The 18,198-nt window shown below is 66.2% G+C and carries 17 protein-coding genes; 7 read left to right on the top strand and 10 right to left on the bottom strand.

The genetic code is table 11. The features are described from left to right. Positions 1-92: 92 nt before the first annotated feature. Together K426_RS18325 and K426_RS18320 are read right to left on the bottom strand one after the other, a co-directional pair. On the bottom strand, positions 93-1,283 hold the full coding sequence (locus K426_RS18325) for an ABC transporter permease (RefSeq protein ID WP_066560203.1): 1,191 nt from the start codon (positions 1,281-1,283) through the stop codon (positions 93-95). After that, positions 1,280-2,236, bottom strand: a complete 957-nt coding sequence (locus K426_RS18320; protein WP_066561990.1) for an ABC transporter ATP-binding protein — start codon at positions 2,234-2,236, stop codon at positions 1,280-1,282. The genes K426_RS18325 and K426_RS18320 overlap by 4 nt, the downstream gene beginning before the upstream one ends. A 22-nt stretch (positions 2,237-2,258) precedes the next feature. Between K426_RS18320 and queG the strand changes: the two genes are divergently transcribed. After that, entirely contained in the window at positions 2,259-3,302 is a 1,044-nt protein-coding gene (queG, locus tag K426_RS18315) for a tRNA epoxyqueuosine(34) reductase QueG (protein ID WP_066560200.1), read from the top strand. Between the two features lie 68 nt (positions 3,303-3,370). On the opposite strand, the gene K426_RS18310 is transcribed toward queG, so the two are convergent. Together K426_RS18310 and K426_RS18305 are read right to left on the bottom strand one after the other, a co-directional pair. After that, positions 3,371-3,757 (bottom strand): hypothetical protein, encoded by a 387-nt coding sequence (locus K426_RS18310; protein WP_066560197.1) that lies wholly within the window; start codon positions 3,755-3,757, stop codon positions 3,371-3,373. Next, a complete protein-coding gene (locus K426_RS18305) occupies positions 3,754-4,434 on the bottom strand; it encodes an EI24 domain-containing protein (protein ID WP_066560195.1) in 681 nt (226 codons plus the stop codon). Before K426_RS18305 ends, K426_RS18310 begins: the two co-directional genes overlap by 4 nt. A gap of 110 nt (positions 4,435-4,544) precedes the next feature. Here K426_RS18305 and K426_RS18300 point away from each other — a divergent pair, with 110 nt between their 5' ends. Continuing rightward, entirely contained in the window at positions 4,545-5,546 is a 1,002-nt protein-coding gene (locus K426_RS18300; RefSeq protein WP_066560193.1) for an adenosine kinase, read from the top strand. A gap of 57 nt (positions 5,547-5,603) precedes the next feature. Here K426_RS18300 and K426_RS18295 read toward each other — a convergent pair whose 3' ends face one another. The 3 genes from K426_RS18295 to tsaD all read right to left on the bottom strand — a co-directional run bounded on the left by K426_RS18295 (position 5,604) and on the right by tsaD (position 9,209). Next, positions 5,604-7,103 (bottom strand): lipopolysaccharide biosynthesis protein, encoded by a 1,500-nt coding sequence (locus K426_RS18295; protein WP_066560190.1) that lies wholly within the window; start codon positions 7,101-7,103, stop codon positions 5,604-5,606. An 86-nt stretch (positions 7,104-7,189) separates the two neighbouring features. Continuing rightward, the gene (locus tag K426_RS18290) at positions 7,190-8,161 is read right to left on the bottom strand and encodes an NAD(P)H-dependent glycerol-3-phosphate dehydrogenase (protein ID WP_066560188.1); all 972 of its coding nucleotides are present in this window, start codon (positions 8,159-8,161) and stop codon (positions 7,190-7,192) included. A gap of 13 nt (positions 8,162-8,174) precedes the next feature. After that, on the bottom strand, positions 8,175-9,209 hold the full coding sequence (tsaD, locus tag K426_RS18285; protein ID WP_066561989.1) for a tRNA (adenosine(37)-N6)-threonylcarbamoyltransferase complex transferase subunit TsaD: 1,035 nt from the start codon (positions 9,207-9,209) through the stop codon (positions 8,175-8,177). A gap of 45 nt (positions 9,210-9,254) precedes the next feature. Here tsaD and hemC point away from each other — a divergent pair, with 45 nt between their 5' ends. From hemC to K426_RS18265, 4 genes are all read left to right on the top strand, one after another. Beyond that, complete coding sequence (hemC, locus tag K426_RS18280) at positions 9,255-10,181, top strand: hydroxymethylbilane synthase (protein ID WP_066560186.1); 927 nt, start codon at positions 9,255-9,257, stop codon at positions 10,179-10,181. Further along, complete coding sequence (locus K426_RS18275; protein ID WP_066560183.1) at positions 10,178-10,846, top strand: uroporphyrinogen-III synthase; 669 nt, start codon at positions 10,178-10,180, stop codon at positions 10,844-10,846. The genes hemC and K426_RS18275 overlap by 4 nt, the downstream gene beginning before the upstream one ends. A 10-nt stretch (positions 10,847-10,856) precedes the next feature. After that, positions 10,857-11,771: a hypothetical protein gene (locus tag K426_RS18270; RefSeq protein WP_066560182.1), complete on the top strand. Its 915-nt coding sequence runs from the start codon at positions 10,857-10,859 to the stop codon at positions 11,769-11,771. A gap of 123 nt (positions 11,772-11,894) precedes the next feature. Next, positions 11,895-12,644, top strand: a complete 750-nt coding sequence (locus tag K426_RS18265) for an esterase/lipase family protein (protein WP_066561987.1) — start codon at positions 11,895-11,897, stop codon at positions 12,642-12,644. Between the two features lie 182 nt (positions 12,645-12,826). On the opposite strand, the gene K426_RS18260 is transcribed toward K426_RS18265, so the two are convergent. The 3 genes from K426_RS18260 to K426_RS18250 all read right to left on the bottom strand — a co-directional run bounded on the left by K426_RS18260 (position 12,827) and on the right by K426_RS18250 (position 17,116). After that, entirely contained in the window at positions 12,827-15,511 is a 2,685-nt protein-coding gene (locus tag K426_RS18260; RefSeq protein ID WP_066560181.1) for a TonB-dependent receptor, read from the bottom strand. A gap of 105 nt (positions 15,512-15,616) precedes the next feature. Further along, complete coding sequence (locus K426_RS18255) at positions 15,617-16,321, bottom strand: 2OG-Fe(II) oxygenase (protein ID WP_066560175.1); 705 nt, start codon at positions 16,319-16,321, stop codon at positions 15,617-15,619. A gap of 24 nt (positions 16,322-16,345) precedes the next feature. Continuing rightward, positions 16,346-17,116, bottom strand: a complete 771-nt coding sequence (locus tag K426_RS18250) for a class I SAM-dependent methyltransferase (protein ID WP_066560167.1) — start codon at positions 17,114-17,116, stop codon at positions 16,346-16,348. A gap of 128 nt (positions 17,117-17,244) precedes the next feature. On the opposite strand from K426_RS18250, the gene pip reads away from it, so the two are divergent. Next, positions 17,245-18,198: a prolyl aminopeptidase gene (gene pip / locus K426_RS18245; protein ID WP_066560162.1), complete on the top strand. Its 954-nt coding sequence runs from the start codon at positions 17,245-17,247 to the stop codon at positions 18,196-18,198.

The raw sequence follows: 18,198 nt of genomic DNA, 5'->3' as shown, positions 1-18,198 counted from the left end.
TATCGACATATTCCTGCGCCCTCTCTCCTTGTGCTGGGCCTTTTTGCTTCAAACCTCGAACGCGCCATTCATGAGTTTACGGCCTAGCAGGTTCAGCCTGTCGCGCTTCTGAATAGCTGTTTCCACCAGCCCCCGCCCGATTTCAGCACATGGCGGCGGAACAGCAGGACGCCGATGCGGATGATCAGGCCGACCCAGAGCATCTGCCAGGCAATGGCGAGCAGATGGGGCCAGATCGCGTCCACCTGCGCCGCCCGCGCGATCATCGCGAAGGGGGAGGAGAAGGGCAGGATCACGGCGGCGATCTCCGGCGGCGATCCCATCTTGTCGACCGCATAGGTGGCGAAGAAGAAGATCAGCATCTGCCCCATGGTCACGGGCATGTTGAGCGTCTGCACTTCGCGTACCGTAGCCGCCTGCGCGCCGATCCCCAGGAACAGCGAGCCCAGCAGCGTATAGGCCATGGCGAAATAGATGACGGCGAGCATCAGGAAGACCGGCCAGCCGATCGCGGGAACGGGCAGGCTGACGCCGGGCGTCTTTAGTGCCAGGAACACGCAGAAGGCGGTGCCGCCCCAGAACAGGATACCGACGAAGCTCATCGCCAGCATCGCCATCAACTTGCCCAGGAAGATCGCGTCGACCGGCACGGCGGCGGCCAGAATCTCGATGATCTTGTTCGTCTTTTCCTCGACCAGATTGGACAGGATCATGCCTGCGAGCAGGATCGTCAGGAAGAAGATCACGATCTGGGCGATCCGTCCGATCACCAACCTGCCCTGGGTCTGCGCGCCGACGCTGGTCGCGACCTGCCGCGACTCGACATGCACCATATGCAGCGACTGTTCGGCCAGCGCGGCGCTGGCGAGCAGGCTGATATCGCCCTCCAGACGCTGAATATCCTGTGGTTGGCCGGTCATCACCGGCTGGGCGGGGGAACCGGACACGATCACCATGACATCGGCATTCGCCTTCGCCAGTTGAACGCGTGGAACGGGCGTCAGCGGCACGCGGCGCAGCACCGGCAGCGCTTGCGGCCCCATGCGTTCGGCCAGCCGGGCATGGGCGCGCTGCATCCGCGCCGTATCGGCGGGCGACATGGCGATGCCCACGACCGGGCGGAGATCGGTGGTGGAAATCCGGTCGCCCAAGCCGCCGAACGCCATACCGATGACGATCGGGAAAAGCGGGCCGAGCAGGAAGAAGATGAAGGTGCGGGACAGCACGACGGCGGTGAAATCCCGCCGGGCAATAACGAAGGCGGCGCGCATCATTTCGGTCATGCCGCTTCCTCCCGCGCCTGATCGTCCTGCATTTGCCGCGCCGCCGCTTCACCGGCGATGGCGACGAAAGCGTCGTGCAGGCCGGGACGCTCGATCGACAGGCTTTCTATCCCGGCATTGCTGTCGAGCAGGGCGCGGAGCAATGGTTCGATGCCGTCCTTCGGCAGGGCGAAATGCCATGTCCCGTCTTCCGCCAGGGTTTCGGCGGGCAAGGCGCGGCGCCAGCCGCCGTCGCTGGCGCGGGTGCGGAGGCGGACTTGCGGGCGGAGACGGTTGCGGGCATCGTCCACCGTGCCTTCGAAGCGGACGCGGCCGCCCGCGACGATGGCGACACGCTCGCACAGCCGTTCGGCATGGGCGATGACATGGGTGGAAAAGAGCACCGTCACGCCGCGCCGGGCCTGATCGCGGATCAGCACCTCCAACTTGCCCTGGTTGAAGGCGTCGAGGCCGGAAAAGGGCTCGTCCAGCACGATAAGGCGCGGTTCGTGGATGATCGTGCCGAAAAGTTGGACGGTCTGGGCCATGCCCTTCGACAACTGACGGATCGGCTTTTCGGTCGAGGCGCCCATGCCGTAATCGGCCAGCATGGCGCGGGCGCGCTCCCGCCCGGTCTTGAGCGGCAGGCCGCGCAGAGCACCCATGAAGGCGACTGCCTCGAACGCCTTCATGGAGGGGTAAAGGCCGCGTTCTTCAGGCAGATAGCCGACATTGCGGGCCTGACGCAGCGGAACGGGATCGCCCAACAGGCTGCGCACCCCTTCATCCGGGTCGATGATGCCGAGCAGGGTTCTGAGCAGCGTCGTCTTGCCCGCGCCATTGGGGCCAAGAATGCCGTAGATCGAACCGGCGGGCACCGCGATGTCGATGCCGTCCACCGCCCGGAAATTGCCGAATGTCTTGACAAGACCATGGCCTTCAACGGCATAGGTCGGTTGAGGAGCCCCGATCATCGGCCTCTGATAGTCGCATCGCATGCCAACGCAAAACGAAACATTGGAAGAACGGCTTAAGGCCGAAGCGTTGCGGTTGGGCTTTGCCGCCTGCGCCATCGCGCCCGCCGATGCCGCGCCGCGTTCGGCCAAGAGATTGCGCCAATGGCTGGACGCCGGGCATCATGGCGGGATGCTGTGGATGGAGGAGCGCGCGGGGCAGCGCGGATCGCCGCAAGGGCTGTGGCCCGAAGTGCGCAGCGTCATCATGCTGGGGATGAGTTATGCGCCGGGACGCGATCCGCTGGCCCTGGCTGATGTCGGGGACCGGGGACGGATTTCGGTCTATGCGCAGGGGCGCGACTATCATGACGTGGTCAAGAAGGGGCTGAAGGCGCTCGCCCGCTGGCTGGTCGAGCAGCAGCCGAGCGCGCTCAAGGTCTTTGTCGATACCGCGCCGGTGATGGAAAAGCCGCTGGCGCAGGCGGCGGGGCTGGGCTGGCAGGGGAAACACAGCAACCTCGTCAGCCAGGCGCACGGCAGTTGGCTGTTCCTGGGGGCGATCTACAGCGAGATTGCGCTGGTCCCGGATGCGCCGGAGACGGACCATTGCGGCAGTTGTACAGCCTGTCAGGCCGCCTGTCCGACCGCTGCCTTTCCCGCGCCCTATGTGGTCGATGCGCGGCGGTGCATTTCCTATCTCACCATCGAGCATAAGGGGCCGATTCCGGAGGAGTTCCGGGCGGCGATCGGCAACCGCATTTACGGCTGCGACGATTGTCTGGCGGTGTGTCCGTGGAACAAGTTCGCGGATGCCGCCGCGGCAAACCGGGCTTTTATCGGGCGGGCGGAGCTGGCGGCGCCGGAACTGGGCGATCTGCTGGCGCTGGACGATGCGGGCTTTCGCGAGATTTTTTCCGGTTCACCAATCAAGCGGATCGGACGGAACCGGATGGTGCGCAACGCCGCCATCGCGGCGGGGAACAGCGGCGACAAGCGGCTGATTGAGCGGTTGCGGCCGCTGACCGGGGATGAAGACCCGGTGGTGGCGGAGGCTGCGCGTTGGGCGCTGGAGCGGTTGGGCTAGGGCTTCCTGTTCAGATGGAAATGTGCCCCTGCCTTCGCAGGAACACCTCATGCTTCATGCCGCGCTCATTATTTCGCCTGGAGCGCCGCCGAACAACTCACCGGATCGATGTCCGTGCCCGTCGGCGTGCGGGCATCGACATGGGTGACGAGCGGTTCCTTCCCCTGCGGCGGGACGTAGAGATAGGCGTCGAGCACGCAGCGGCCATTGGCGAATTGCAGCTTGCGCATGGTGCTTTCGCGGATGTCGAGCCGGGGCTGGCCAAACATCTGGATCAGATGCCGGGCGTCGGTTCCAATCAGCGGGCCGGGGCGGGTGAAGGCGCTGGCCGGGGGACCGGCGGGTGGCCGGGCGATCTGGGTCGCGGGGGGCGGCACGACGCCTCCGCAAGCGGTGAGGGTCGATGAAAGGGCTGCCACAAGCGTCAAACGAGGGGCCAGATGGGGGCGTTTCATGGCATTTTCCTTCGGGCACCGTGCAGCATGTGGACTGCCATAGCCGCGCTCCAGATCGGTGCAAGCAGGTTGAGGATCGGCACAAGGAACAGAAGCGCCGAGACGAGGCCCATCAGCCACCGGCTGCCGCGCGGGATAGGCGGCAGGTCGGGGTGGCGCGGCTCGACCATGTCGGCCAGGTCGCGGCCGAGCAGGGTGGCGTTGAGGATCAGGAACAGGCCGATGGTGCCGACGCCCGTCACCAGCAGCAGCGCATAGGCGGGCAGCGCGAGAAGGTTCCAGCCAATGGTGCGCAGGAGGGAGCGCAGGGCGGAATGGAGGCTGCGCCCCCAGCCGACCGGGCGGGCGCGGGCGGCGGCTTGCGGGTAGCTGTCGCGCTCCACCGCGACGATGATGTCGTCGGCAAAGAGGTTCATGATCGCCATGGCGGTGGCGCGGAACAACAGCCAGGCGGCTGCGATCATCGCAAGGGCGGTGGCCGTCGCTTCGGCCAGCCCGCCCCATCCCATGCCCCCGTCCCAGCCGAAATGCAGGCGGGCGGCGTGGATGCCGCTCCACAGCGCGATGGCGAGGATCGCGAAGGCAAGCAGGGTCAGCAGCAACGTCTTAAGCAGCAGCCGAAGCGCGGCGCCGTGAAAGATCGAAGGGAAGGCGCGAAGGGCGGCGGCGAGGACCATGACGCAGCTATTCCGCGCCCTCTGCCGCCCGTCAATCAGTCCGTTGCGCGGGGCCGCAAGGATAGGTAGAGACGGCGGGATTTTCCCCCCTCATTCACGAAGGATTTTGCGTGACCGCTGCTGCCCCCACGCTTGATGTTGTCGCAATCGGCAACGCCATTGTCGACGTGCTCGCCCGGAGCGATGACGCTTTCCTGGCCGAACATGCGCTGACCAAGGGCGGCATGCAGCTTATCGACGCGGAAACCGCGGAGAGCCTTTATGCCGATATGGGCGCGGGCAAGGAGATCAGCGGCGGGTCGGCGGCGAACACGCTGGCGGGGCTGGCGGCGCTGGGCAAGAAATGCGGCTTCATCGGGCAGGTCAATGAGGACCAGTTGGGCGCGGTCTTCGCGCATGACGTGCGGGCGCTCGGCATCCGCTACGACACGCCGGTGATGCAGGGCGATGTGCCGACGGCGCGCTGCCTGATCCTGGTGACGCCGGACGCGCAGCGGACGATGAACACCTTTTTGGGGGCGTCGCAGTTTCTGCCTGAGGCGGCGCTGGATCTCGACCTGATCCGTTCGGCTTCGATCCTCTACCTGGAAGGCTATCTCTGGGATCCGGAGCAGCCGCGGGCGGCGATGCGCGCAGCGATCGACGCGGCGCGGGGCGCGGGGCGGAAGGTCGCCTTCACCCTGTCCGACAATTTCGTGATCGACCGGCATCGGGCCGACTTCCTCGACCTGATCGACCAGGGGCTGATCGACATCCTCTTTTCCAATGAGGGGGAAATTCAGTCGCTGGCGCAGGTCGACGATTTCGAGAAGGCGGTGGCTGCCATCGCGGCCAAGGTGCCGGTGCTGGTGTCGACGCGCAGCGAAAAGGGCGCGATCGCGGTGGTCGACGGCATGCGCTACGAAGCCTTTGCGGCGCCGGTGGCCGAGGTGATCGACACGACCGGGGCGGGCGATCTGTTCGCGGCGGGCTTCCTTGCCGGTCATCTGGAGGGGCTGGAGGTCGACAAGTGCCTGAAACTGGGCGCGGCGGCGGCGGCCGAGGTGATCTCGCACTGGGGCGCGCGGCCCGAAGAGGATCTGCAGGCGATCCGGGCGAAGGCGCTGGGGTGAGTTGGGAGGGCCGGGCGGAAGTCCGGCCTTTTTAAGTTGTAGTTTAACGGGGCGGGCTTAGGCAGCCGCCTTCTGCTTCCTGAACAGCGCCCGATCGTCAGGGCCGAAGCCCCAGCGCCAGATGACGAAGCCGTACACCCCAAGGATCGTGAAGACGCCGAAGACCAGTTCCACCCATTCGAACTGGGGTGGCAGCGCGACGAAGGCGGCGCCGACGATGCAGGCGACGCCGGAAGCGCTGAGCAGCGGCCAGCGCCAGGCATTGATCTTGGCGCCGAGCAAGCGGGAGAGCAGCCAAGCCTTGACAAGAGCGCTGACGCCGAGCGCTATGCTGAGCGCAAGGGCGGGCGCGGCGGCGACGGCCATATCCTGGAAGCCGAGGCGGCGGGCCAGGAAGATCAGCGCGAAGCTGAGCGCAGCCTGCAAACCGATCATCAGCAGCGAGATCATCAGATTGCGATGGCGGGCGATATAGACCAACGCGGATTCGCTGACGACGGCGGTGGCGGCGACGACTTCGGCCAGCAGCAGGAAGGCGAGCGCGCCGGTGCCGCCGACGAAATGGGGGCCGACAAGGCCCATGACCGCTTCGCCGGGGATGCCCAGCGCCAGCGCAATGCCCGCCTGCGCGGCGATGATCCAGAAGCCGACCTGGCTGACCTGCTTGGCGATGGCGGTGAGATTGCCCTCCGCCAGATTGCGGGTGATGACAGGCCCCAGGATCGGGTCGAAGCTGGTTTTCAGCTTTTGCGGCAGAGAGGCAACCTGCTGAGCGACATAATAGATGCCGACCACGGCAGGACTTACGAACAGGCCGAGGATCGCCATGTCGAGGCGGCGGGAACCCCATTCGACGCCGTCGGCGGCCGCGAGGGGCAGGTTGCGGCGCGCCAACCGCCAGAGCCGGCCGAAATCCGGGCGCCACCCATAGGGAATGCCGTAATGGCGGGTCATCGGAATGATCGAGGCGACCATCGCGGCGATCATCGAGACGACATAGGACAGGATCAGGCCGTCGCGGGTCGAATAAAAGGCGAAGGCGAAGGCGCCGATGCTGATCGCCCAGGGCTCGATGATAGAACGCGCGCGGACGGTGGCGCCGATGTCGAAGCGATAGGCGCAGGCGGCAAGCGCCACGTCGGACCCGGCCACCGCGATCACGATCAGGGCGAGCAGGCGATCAAGACCGTTGATGCCGCTGTTCGGGAACATCGCTTGCGGAAAGGCGACGAGGAGCGCGCTGCCGATAAGGGACGCGATCAGCGTCACCAGCATCGCGTCGGTGACGACATGGCCGTGCGGGCGTTCGGTTTGCGCCAGCGCTCCCGCCAGGCCGCGTTTCAGGCCAAGGGTCGCGAGCTGGGCGACGAACTCCACCACGAGCACGGCATAGGCGAAGCGGCCCAGCGCATCGGCGCCATACCAGCGGCCCGCGATGAACAGGAAGGGCAAGCGCGCGGCGAGGCGGAGCAGGAAACCGAACACATTGGTCCGTCCGCCCTTGGCGAGCGCGGCAATATCATCCTGCTGCGCGGGAGAGGCCCCTTCAACCGGCAACGAACTATGGTCCCCCTGTGGCGTCAATGCTGTGGCGTCATTTTGTGGAGCCGGACTGTAGCAATATCTGGAAAGAGCGCGAGTTTTTATTCGGCGCGCAACGGACGGGCGAGCAGCGCGTCCATCACTTGAGCCAGCGGCGCGGCGTCTTCGAGCAGGGCGCAGACGGCTTCGACCACCGGCATTTCGACCTTTGCCGCGCGGGCTGCTTCGCGCAGGACCGGGGCGGTGAACGCGCCTTCCGCTACGGTCCGGCGGTTGGAGAGCAGATCCTTGGCTGACTGGCCCTCGCCCAAGCCCTTGCCGAGCGAGAAGTTGCGGCTGTTGGTCGAGGAGCAGGTGAGGACGAGATCGCCCAGGCCCGAGAGGCCCGCAAGGGTCTCCGCGCGGGCGCCCCTCGCGAGGCCGAAGCGGGTCATTTCGGCAAAACCCCGGCTGATGAGGGAGGCGCGGGCGTTGAGGCCCAGACCTGCACCCTCCGCGACGCCGCAGGCGATGGCGAGAACATTCTTTACCGCGCCGCCGATCTCCGCGCCGACCACATCATCGGAGAGATAGGGGCGAAAGGCCGGGCGGGCGATGCGGGCAGCGATCTTCGCGGCGAGATCGGCGTCGGCGCAGGCCAACGTGATCGCGGTGGGAAGACCCTTCGCCACCTCATGGGCAAAAGTCGGGCCGGACAGGACGGCGACGGGGGACGTGGGCTGCGCTTGTTGCGCGACTTCGGACATGAGCAGACTGGTGCCCGCCTCGATGCCCTTGGAGCAGAGGATGAGCGGGGTGCCCGCGGGAGCCTGCGCCACGACAGCGCGCAGATGCTGGGCCGGGCTGACGATCAGCAACATGTCCCGGTCGGCCATGGCGCCCAAGTCGCCAGTGGCTTCGATCGAGGCGCTGAGCGGGATATTGGGCAGATAGAGCGGGTTCTGCCGGTCCTTGTTGACCGCCTCCACCACTTCGGGTTCCAGCGCCCAGAGGCGGACATGCCGGCCATCCGTAGCCAGGGTTTGGGCGAGCGCGGTGCCCCATGCGCCTGCTCCGATAACACCGGCCTTCATGCTTTCACACCCTTCATGCTTTGACCCCGGCGCCGCGCGCTTTTTCGGCGCTGGGGTCGAGCGGCCAGCGCGGGCGGGCCGGGACGGTCAAATCGTCGATCAGGCCTGCCGCATAGCGCTCCGCCCCCGCCCAGGCGATCATCGCGGCATTGTCCGTGCAGAGCCAGAGCGGCGGGGCGACGAACGGCAAGTCATATTTGGCGGCGAGCGCTTCGAGAGCGGCGCGGATCGACTGGTTGGCGGCGACGCCCCCCGCAACGACGAGAGCGGTGATGCCCTGACGCTCGGCAAGCTGCTTTTCGGTGCGGTCGATCAGGCAATCGATCACCGCCTGCTGGAAGCTCGCGGCGATATCTTCCGTCGAATATTGGCCGGATTGGGCGGCGCGCATGACCGCGCTTTTCAGGCCCGCGAAGGAGAAATGCGGTTCCGCCGTGCCGACGAGGGGGCGTGGAAGCGGGACGGCTTTGGGGTTGCCCAGCGCAGCGGCCTTTTCGACCGCCGGGCCGCCGGGATAACCGAGACCGAGCAGTTTCGCCGTCTTGTCGAAGGCTTCGCCGCTGGCGTCGTCGATGGTGGTGGCGAGGCGAGCATAATCGCCGGGGCCGCGCACCTGGAGGAGCTGGCAATGGCCGCCGGACACCAGCAGCAGCAGATAGGGGAATTGGAGGCTGGGGTCCGCGAGGCGCGGCGAAAGGGCGTGGCCTTCGAGGTGATTGACCGCGATCAGGGGCTTGTTCGCCGCATGGGCGAGCGCCTTGCCGGTGACGAGGCCGACCATCACGCCGCCGATCAGGCCGGGACCGGCTGTCGCGGCGATCACGTCGACATCGTTCAGGGTGAGGTTCGCGTCCTTGAGCGCCGCTTCGATCAGGGGCGCGAGCGCCTCGACATGGGCGCGGGCGGCGATTTCGGGGACAACGCCGCCATAGGGGCGATGCGCCTCCTCCTGCGTAGCGAGGCGGTGGGCGAGAATCCTGCCCTCCGCCGTCACCAGCGCCGCTGCGGTTTCGTCGCAGCTTGATTCCAGGCCAAGGATGATCGTCATTGCCGCTTCCATCTAATGTCCGCGGCCATTAGAGCAAGCGGGATCATGCAAAAGCCTTCCCGCCCCCTCCGCCTTGGCACCCGTGGTTCCCCGCTTGCGCTCGCGCAGGCGCATATGACGAGGGCGGCGCTGTGCGCACGCCACGGTTGGGATGAAGGTGCGGTCGAAATCGTCGTGGTGCAGACCAGCGGGGACCGTATTCAGGACCGGGCCTTGGCGGAGATCGGCGGCAAGGCATTGTGGACCAAGGAACTGGATCGGGCGCTGATCGCGGGCGAGATCGATTTTGCCGTGCACTCGATGAAGGATGTCGAGACGCTGCGACCGGCCGAGATTCGGATAGCGGCGATGCTGCCGCGTGCCGATGTACGGGATCGGCTGGTGGGCGCGGAGAGTTTCGAGGCGCTTCCCGAAAAGCCGGTGGTCGGCACCAGTTCGCCGCGCCGGGCGGCACAGGTGAAGCGGCTTCGCCCCGATGCGGAGGTCGTGCTGTTTCGCGGCAATGTGGCGACGCGGCTCGCCAAGCTGGCCAAGGGCGAAGCGCATGCGACCTTGCTGGCGGCGGCGGGGCTGGACCGGCTGGGCCAAAGCGATGTGGGCGTGACGATCCCGATTGACGTCATGCTGCCTGCGCCGTCGCAAGGGGCGGTGGGGATCGAGACGTTGAGCGACAATGCGGCCATGCTGGAATTGCTGGCGACGATCAGCGATGCGGATACGTTCGACTGCGTGATGGCGGAGCGGGCTGTGCTGGTCGGTTTGGGGGGCACATGCCATTCCCCGATTGCGGCGCTGGGGCGGCTGGAGGATGGGCGGATTCACCTGCGCGCCGAGATCATCAGCCCTGATGGGCAGGAAACAGTCGGGGATTCGCTGCGGATTGATCGGCGCGATGCCGCTGCTGCCGAAGCTATGGGGTGCCGCTTGCTGGAGCAGGCGAGTCCGGCGTTGCGCGCGCTGTTCGAGCCGTGAGGCCGCTCATCATCCTGCGGCCCGAGCCGGGCGCCGGCAAGACGGCCGAGCGGGCGGCGGAATTGGGGCTGGAGGCACGGATTGTTCCCCTGTTCGTGCCGCGGGCGCTGGATTGGGAGGCTCCTGCCGCAAGCCGCTTCGACGCCCTGTTGTTGACCAGCGCCAATGCAGCCCGGCTGGCGGGGGAACGGCTGGCCGATTATCGCAACCTGCCCGCTTATGCGGTGGGAAAAGCGACGGCGAAGGCGCTGGGGGAAGCGGGCTTTGCGCAGGTCGCCGCCGGGGATGGCGATGGCACCGCCATTGCGCGGCGGATCGCGGCGGACGGGCATGGCCATGTGCTGCATCTGGCCGGGCGGACGATCGCGCCGATCGATGAAGGGGCGCTACGGATCGAGCGTATCGCGGTTTATGAAATGCTGCGGATCGAGGATGACCGGCTGGCGGAGCGGCTGGAGGCCGACAGCATCCTGTTGGTCCATTCGCCACGCGCCGGGGAAGTGCTGGCGCAGCTTGTGGATCCGGAGCAGCGCGCCGCCCTGCACCTGATCGCGATCGGCCCGGCCGCGCTGACGGCCTGCGGCGACGGCTGGGCCAGCGCCCAGGCGCCCGATAAGCCCGATGATGAGAGGATGCTGGCCCTTGCCGTCCGATTATGCGAATGATTCGCCTCATATGGAAGACAGACCCTTGATGAGCGACACGGACGGCACGGTGGGCGGCGGCACGGTGGGCGGCGCGGCGGACGGCGTGGCAACGCCGCTCCCCGCACGGCGGCGTGGGCTCTGGATGCTGGTGCTGCTGGTCTTGCTCGCCTTTGCCGTCGGGGTGGTGCTGACCGTTCTGGCCCTGCCGAAAATCCAGCGATGGTACGCGCCGCAGCGGCAGGCGGCGCTGAGCGATCCGCTGCTCAACGCTGCGGGATCGGGCGTGCCGATGCGTCCGCTGTCCGCCGATGCCGGGCAAATGCTGGATGCGCGGGTGGTCCAACTGGAAGAGCGGCTCAACCGCATCGCCGTGGAGGCGCAGGCGGCTTCGGGCAATGCGGCGCGCGCGGAAGGCCTGTTGGTCGCCTTCGCGGCGCGGCGGGCGCTCGATAGCGGGACGCCGCTCGGCTATATTGAAGGGCAGTTGCGGCTGCGCTTCGGGCAGGCGCAGCCACGCGCCGTCGCGACCATCATCAACGCGGCGCGGGAGCCGGTGACCCTGGCCGATCTGCGCGCCGGGCTGACGGCGGTGGCTGATCAGGTGACGGTGCCGTCCGCCAATGCAAGCTGGTGGGAAGCGCTGGAGCATGAGGCTCGCGAGATCATCACCATTCACAAGGCGTCCACCCCCTCTCCCCGGCCGCAGGCGGCGCTGGACCGGGCGATCCGCTATCTGGACGGGTCGCGGGTCGGCGCGGCGCTGGCGGAGGTGGAACAAATGCCGGGACGGGCTGCGGCGGACCGCTGGATGCAATTTGCGCGCCGCTATCTGGAGGCGCGGCGGGCGCTCGACCTGATCGAGACGGCCGCGATCCTGGAGCCGCGCCAGTTGCGGGCGGCCGATGGCGTGCCTGTGGCGCAAACGTCTCCATTGGCGCCCTGACCCCGCTCAAAGCCGCTGTCACAAACGACGGACCGTTTGTCCTGGTGGATGAATTCCCATGGACTCGGGAGCTATTGTCATGAGAATGTCATTTTTCCTTTTGGAAAAAGGAAAGACATTTTCGTGCCGCCTTATGCCGACGTCATTGCCACCTTCTGGAGAGGCCGCCTGGCTAGCGGTCCGCGCGCGGCTGAACGGCCATCGCTCCAGCATCTGTTGGGCAATGCGTCAGTGCCTCTCGATCTGGCGCGGACGCGGGCGCAGGCCTCCAGCCTGGCGCGGGCGATCCGCGGCGACGGGCGGCAGGTTCTGCTGATCCCCGGACTGATGGCGGGCGAACAGCGGATGGAGCCGTTGCGCGCCGTGCTGAATGCGGCGGGTTATGAGGCGCATGGCTGGGGCATGGGCCGCAATTTCGGACCGAAACCTGACAGTCTGGAGCAGATCGACCGGCGGGTGGACGCCATCAGGCGGAAGACAGGCGCCCGGGTGACGCTGGTGGGCTGGAGCCTGGGCGGGCTGTTTGCGCGGGAATATGCGAAATTCGCCACCGCCAAGGTCGGCGGGGTGGTGACGATGGGCACGCCCTTTTCCGGCGACCCGCGCGCCAATCATGCCTGGCGTCTCTATCAGTTGGTGTCAGGCTTTCCGGTGGATCAGCCGCCCTTTGCCTGCAATCGCGAGGTCAAGCCGCCGGTGCCGACCGTGGCTTTGTGGTCGCAGCGCGATGGCGTGATTTTGCCTGAATGCGCCAAAGGGCGCGCCGGGGAGCGCGACCGGGCGATTGAGGTGGATTGCACGCATATGGGCTTTGCCGCCGCGCCGGAAGGGATTTTGGCTGTGGGCCAGGCCTTGGAAGTCATGCGGGGCTGAGGCGGCCTTTCCCTCTCCAAACCCCTCGGCGCGATTCAGGCCGCCGGTGCGGCCGGTTCCCTTTGCACCGTTCCGCCTGCCACATCCTTGATCAGCTTGATGACGGGGCGGCTTCATGCGGCGAACCCTTCCCGATCTGTCCTGACGATCATAACGGACCGGGCATGGGCGTCTTAAATCCGTCAGAAGAACAGCTTGCGGAAGCTGATCGTCACTGCTCGCCCGATCGGATCGAGATAGCCGGGCTGATAGCGCACCGGCGTCATCCCGGTCGCATCGGTCACGCTGCGCCGCTGGTTGAACAGATTGTCGATGCCGATGGACACCCGCGCGCCCCGCAGAAAGGGGTGCGCCTTCACCAATGAAGGCATCTGCCCCAGATTGGCGAACAGCCGCAAATCCACCGTCGCCAGACTGCCGAAGTCCAGCCGTGACGCCCCGCTCGTCGTTCCGCTCAGGGCGCCGTCGACATGGGTGCCGCTTTCCCAATCGACGCTCAATCGCGCGCCCAGGCCATTATTGGTATAGCCGACCCGCGCATTGAGTTCATGCCGCGGCTGCCCGCCCGACGATCCGGTGGCGTCGCCGTTCAGCAGGTCCAGCTCCGGCACGCCGGGCGCGATCAGGATGCTCTCGGTGAAATGCCAGGTGTGATAGAGGCTGAAGCTCAGCCGACCGCCGCCGCCGCCGCGCCCGCCGCCGCCGAAGCCGCCCGGCCCACCGAAGCCACCGCCCGGACCGCGCTGGCCGCCACCCCCTTGGCCACCGCGGCCGCTCTGATCTCCTTCGCCGCGTGGCCGGTCGCCGCCTTCCTGCCCCTGCGGCGGCTGACCAGCTTGACCACCACCGGGGCCGCGATTGCCGAACAGGCTACGCAGATCCTGCAATTCCTTGGGCCGTTCCTCGGGCTTCGCGCCTGCTGCGCGCCAGGCCTCGATCACCTTCTGGATGTGCGATTTCAGCGGAATGCTGAGGTCGAAGCCCCAGCGCAACTGCTCGCTCTGCGACCGCAGATAGTTGATGGGAAAAGCTCTGATCTCCGTCAACACACCGCCGTTGCGAACGAACTGGTCAGGAAAGGCCTCCTCGATTGCTGGTGACGGCGTCGGAAAGGCCGAAATCGGATTGGTCGTCCGGCTGTTGGTATAGGTTGCCGTCAGCGTCAGATTGGGCTTTTCGAATGGTTTGATATTCGCACTCAGCCGGAACTGGTCGCGTACGCTTTCCTTGAGATTGGGGTTACCGCGGCTGACCTGCGTGATGAATACCGTCTGTCCAGTTGCATAATCGAACACTGACACATTGGGCGTGCGGATTTCCGGATCGGTGATCTGCGTGCCCGTAGGCGCAGCGCGGTCCTGATTGGCGGACATCAGCAACTGCACGGCGGGCACCGGCCGCCAACGCATGCCGTAACCCAAGGTCGAAAGCGTGCCGAAGTCGGAATAATGCTGCGCCGCCGCGTTCACATTGACGCCGATGTCGCCCACTGCGCCCAGCACGCCCTTCGACCGGCTGGTGATCGGCAGGTCCAGGCTGATCTGCCCGCTGCCGATTTCCCGGTTGTAGCTGCTATTGCGCTCGACGCCCGAGCGGATCGACCGGCTATCGAAGCCATTGGCCGATCCACCCACGCGCACCGATGTCGTGACCGCCCCGGCGGGCAGGTCGAACAGCGGACCGGACAGCAGCAGGTCGCCGGTCACCGCTTTGGACTCAGCTTTCGCCCGGTCGATCGCCCGCGTCGAGAGAAGATCCGCCGAAAAGCCACCGAAGGGATCGGCGCCTGCATTGATCGCGCTCTGGATCGCGCCAGTATCGACGCCGCGATCGGTCGTGGTGCGGGTGTTGGAATAATCGCCATTGCCGGTGAAAGACCATTGCCAGCCCCCGCCCAGCAGCCCGCTCAGCGTCACGCCGACATGGCCGGTCGTGCCCTTGATCTGTTGCCCCAGCTCGCCCGCCTGACGCAGATAGCGATAGAAGCTCGTCGGCGTGGCGAAGGGCGAGAAGGGGTTGCCGGCCGGCAGGTCGAACGCCGCCGCCTGGAATCCTTGCAGGCTGTCATTGTCCGACAGCTCCAGCCGCCCGTTGATCGTCATCGATATCTTGCCCAGTGCGCGGGCCAGGGTGGCATTGGTAGCAAAGCTCTCGGTCGCCGGGCTGAGCGTGCGATGATGCGCCAGCTCGCCGCCGGTCATGCCGTTTTCCCCCACCAGGAAGGCGTCGAGGCCCGACTGTTGGTTGGCCCGTTCGCCCTGCACGGTCGGCACCACGCCGCGCTCGCTTTCCAGCAGCGATGCGGCGGTCTTGTACTGCATGTCGAGGGTGAAGCGATTGTCGCCCCGGATACGCAGCAGCCCGCCTTCCGCCGAGCCATTGTCGCGCCCGCCCTGCGTGGTCGTACCTGCGCGCAGGTCCATCGTCTCGGCGCGGAAACGCTGGCGCAGCACGATGTTCACGACCTTCTGCGTCGGCGCATAACCATAGTTCAGCGCGACCTGCTCCGGCAGGATGTCGACCCGCGCCACCGCTTCGGAGGGGATGTCCTGAATCTCCGAGAAGCTCGAAATCCGCTTGCCGTTGAGCAGGATCACCGGGCTGCCATTGGTCTGCGGCGCCAGTTCGGTGATCATCTCGGATATGGAGGTGACGCCCAGTGCCCGCACATCGGCGGGCGAAAGCTGCTGCTCCGGCTTGATGGTGCCGACTACCGCGCCTCGCTCGGGCTGGCCGGTGACGATGATTTCCTCGCTCTCGTCGATCTGCCCGGCTGGCCCTCTGGGCTCCTCAGTCTGCGCCATCAGCGCACCGGGCGCTGCACTCATCATCAACGGAAATATAAGATAGGCGAAGGAACGGCGCACTTGTCACCCCTGAAATTCAAGATCCTGAAGCCTCCCCTTTAGGGGGGAGTTGTCGCAAAATTCTGGCAATGCCCATAAAGATTTGTCGCAAAATGTAATCCGGCATCATGCCGCGTCATGAAAAATGATCCCTAATGTGTAACGCGCTCCGGACAGCAACCGGCTGACGCCATGGCGCATCTGCACTCGATGCACGCCTCTCGCACCGATCACCGGCCGCTCCCGAACCGGGAAGACCACCGCGTCACCCTGGGCCAGCGGAACCACCTCGGGCCGCGACTGCATGCGGGGTCGCTGCTCGGTCAGAACGAAAGCGCCGCCGGTAAAGTCGCGTTCCGGCTCCGACAACAGGATCGCCGTCTGCAGCGGAAAGACATGCGGGCCATAGACATCCTGATGCAGCGCGTTCCAGTCCCCCGCCTCATAGCGCAGCAGCAGCGGCGTCGCTTTGTCCTGTCCGGTGAGCGCGCCCGCCTTCAGAAAATCGGCATGGCGCGTGGGATAGATGTCGCCGCTCCCCAGCATCGCCGCCCAGCGATTGGCGACATCCGCCAGCGCCGGATAGAGCGCGTCCCGCAACGCCGCGACGGGCGCGGGCAGCGGATAGTCGAAATAGCGATAGCGCCCGCTGCCATAGCCATGTCGCGCCATCACCACTTCCTTGCGGAAGAGGTGCGGTTGCTCCCACAGCGCGATCATCTCCGCGCATTGATCGGGGGAGAGCAGGGCGGGCAGGCGCGCGGCGCCGTGACGGTCGAGATCGGACAGGTCCATGCCCGCCAGACTGACGCCGCCGCACCGCCCTGTCATCCCGCCTCTTGCGGTCAAAAGCCCTTATTTCGGTTTGCGGAAGCGGAACAGGAAGCGGTCCGTCTTGCCGCGAATGGCGGGGTCGAACACATTTTTGCTATGGTCGTCCTGCGGATTGGCGAGCAGCGGGCTTTCCGCCTCCAGCACGAACCCAGCCTTGGCGAAGTCCGCCTTGACCACGGCCGGATCGATCCGGTGCAGCTTGTCGACGATCGCCCGCGTGCCGCCCGCCGGCCCCGCATGGTCGATCACGCCGACGATCCCGCTCGGCTTTGTCGCGGCGTAGAGCGCCTTCACGAAGGCCGCCGGATCGGTGAAGGGAATGCCCATCTTCTCCGATTGCCAATAGAGGTCGTGATAATTGAGGTTGAGGATGGTGAAGTCGAAGCTGTTCGCGGGGGCGCCAAAACCCTCGAACGGATAGCTGACCCATTTCACTTCGGGTCGTCGCGCCTGCAGGGCCTGCCATTTCTGCTGGCTCTCGGGCTTGGTTGTGAACTGGCTGGGTTCAAAGCCCGTCACCTTGCCCTTGCGCCCCACCACATCGGCCATGATCTCCGCCCAATAGCCAGATCCGGTGACGATATCGGCCGCCTTCATGCCAGGCTTCAGTCCCAGAAAGGCGAGCGTTTCGGCCGGCTTGCGCCCTTCATCCAGCGCCTTGGCATCCGCCGGACGTTTGGGGTCGGCAATCGCTGCGGCATAATCGGGCGCCTTGGCCATGGCGGCAAGTGGGGCGGCGAGCGGCGTGGCAAGGGCCAGGCTGGCGCAGAAAAGGGCAAGGGTGGAACGCATCGGAATTCCTCCTGTCTGGATCGTGGCGGAAGATGCACCTGGGTTCGCGCGCGCTCAAGCGTCACTTGTCGAAGCGAACCGCGCGTCTGTCGATTGCATTGCCCGCCAGAGTTTCTACACCTTGACCCATGCGCACGCTCTACCCGCCGATCGAACCCTTCGCCTCCGGCCATCTCGACGTGGGGGACGGCCATCGCATCTATTGGGAACGCGCCGGAACGCCCGGCGCCAAGCCTGCCGTCTTCCTGCATGGCGGCCCTGGCGGCGGCATTTCGCCCGACCATCGCCGCCTGTTCGATCCGCGAAGCTACGACGTCCTCCTCTTCGACCAGCGCGGTTGTGGTCGTTCGACGCCCCATGCGGCGCTGGAGGCGAACACCAGCTGGCACCTCGTCGCGGACATCGAACGCCTGCGGGAGATGATGGGCATCGACCAATGGCTGGTCTTCGGCGGAAGCTGGGGTTCCACGCTGGCGCTGGCCTATGCCCAGACGCACCCCGAACGCGTGACCGAACTGGTGTTGCGCGGCATCTTCACCATCCGTCGCCAGGAGATCGACTGGTATTATCAGCAGGGCGCCAGCCGCATCTATCCCGACAAATGGGAACGCTTCGTCGCACCCATCCCGGCGGCGGAGCGCGGCGACCTGCTCCATGCCTATCGTCGCATCCTGACCGGCGACGACCGCGCCAAGCAGATCGCCGCAGCCAAGGCGTGGAGCGTCTGGGAAGGCGAAACCATCCGTCTGCTGCCGGATGACGCGCTCTCCGCCACCCATGAAGCCGATGACTTCGCACTCGCCTTCGCAAGAATCGAAAATCATTATTTCGTCCATGGCGGCTGGCTGGAGGAAGGCCAGCTTATTCGCGACGCGGCGAAACTGGCGGGCATTCCTGGCGTGATCGTACAGGGCCGCTACGACATGGCTTGCCCCGCCGAAACCGCCTGGGCGCTGCACCGGGCATGGCCGCAGGCGACATTCGAGATGATCGAAGGCGCGGGTCATGCGTTCAACGAACCCGGCATATTGGACGCGCTCATCCGGGCGACGGATGCATTTGCTCCCCCAGCGAAAGGATGA

Source organism: Sphingobium sp. TKS (genome assembly GCF_001563265.1).
GTDB lineage: Bacteria > Pseudomonadota > Alphaproteobacteria > Sphingomonadales > Sphingomonadaceae > Sphingobium.
This window is presented reverse-complemented; position numbering and strand designations above follow the sequence as displayed.

Bases quoted from the DNA above. Each gene is read 5' to 3' on its own strand.
- queG (WP_066560200.1), top strand. From the start codon at position 2,259: ATGCCAACGCAAAACGAAACATTGGAAGAACGGCTTAAGGCCGAAGCG.
- K426_RS18320 (WP_066561990.1), bottom strand. From the start codon at position 2,236: ATGATCGGGGCTCCTCAACCGACCTATGCCGTTGAAGGCCATGGTCTT.
- K426_RS18325 (WP_066560203.1), bottom strand. From the start codon at position 1,283: ATGACCGAAATGATGCGCGCCGCCTTCGTTATTGCCCGGCGGGATTTC.
- pip (WP_066560162.1), top strand. From the start codon at position 17,245: ATGCGCACGCTCTACCCGCCGATCGAACCCTTCGCCTCCGGCCATCTC.
- K426_RS18250 (WP_066560167.1), bottom strand. From the start codon at position 17,116: ATGCGTTCCACCCTTGCCCTTTTCTGCGCCAGCCTGGCCCTTGCCACG.
- K426_RS18310 (WP_066560197.1), bottom strand. From the start codon at position 3,757: ATGAAACGCCCCCATCTGGCCCCTCGTTTGACGCTTGTGGCAGCCCTT.
- K426_RS18255 (WP_066560175.1), bottom strand. From the start codon at position 16,321: ATGACAGGGCGGTGCGGCGGCGTCAGTCTGGCGGGCATGGACCTGTCC.
- K426_RS18290 (WP_066560188.1), bottom strand. From the start codon at position 8,161: ATGAAGGCCGGTGTTATCGGAGCAGGCGCATGGGGCACCGCGCTCGCC.
- K426_RS18305 (WP_066560195.1), bottom strand. From the start codon at position 4,434: ATGGTCCTCGCCGCCGCCCTTCGCGCCTTCCCTTCGATCTTTCACGGC.
- hemC (WP_066560186.1), top strand. From the start codon at position 9,255: ATGCAAAAGCCTTCCCGCCCCCTCCGCCTTGGCACCCGTGGTTCCCCG.
- tsaD (WP_066561989.1), bottom strand. From the start codon at position 9,209: ATGACGATCATCCTTGGCCTGGAATCAAGCTGCGACGAAACCGCAGCG.
- K426_RS18270 (WP_066560182.1), top strand. From the start codon at position 10,857: ATGGAAGACAGACCCTTGATGAGCGACACGGACGGCACGGTGGGCGGC.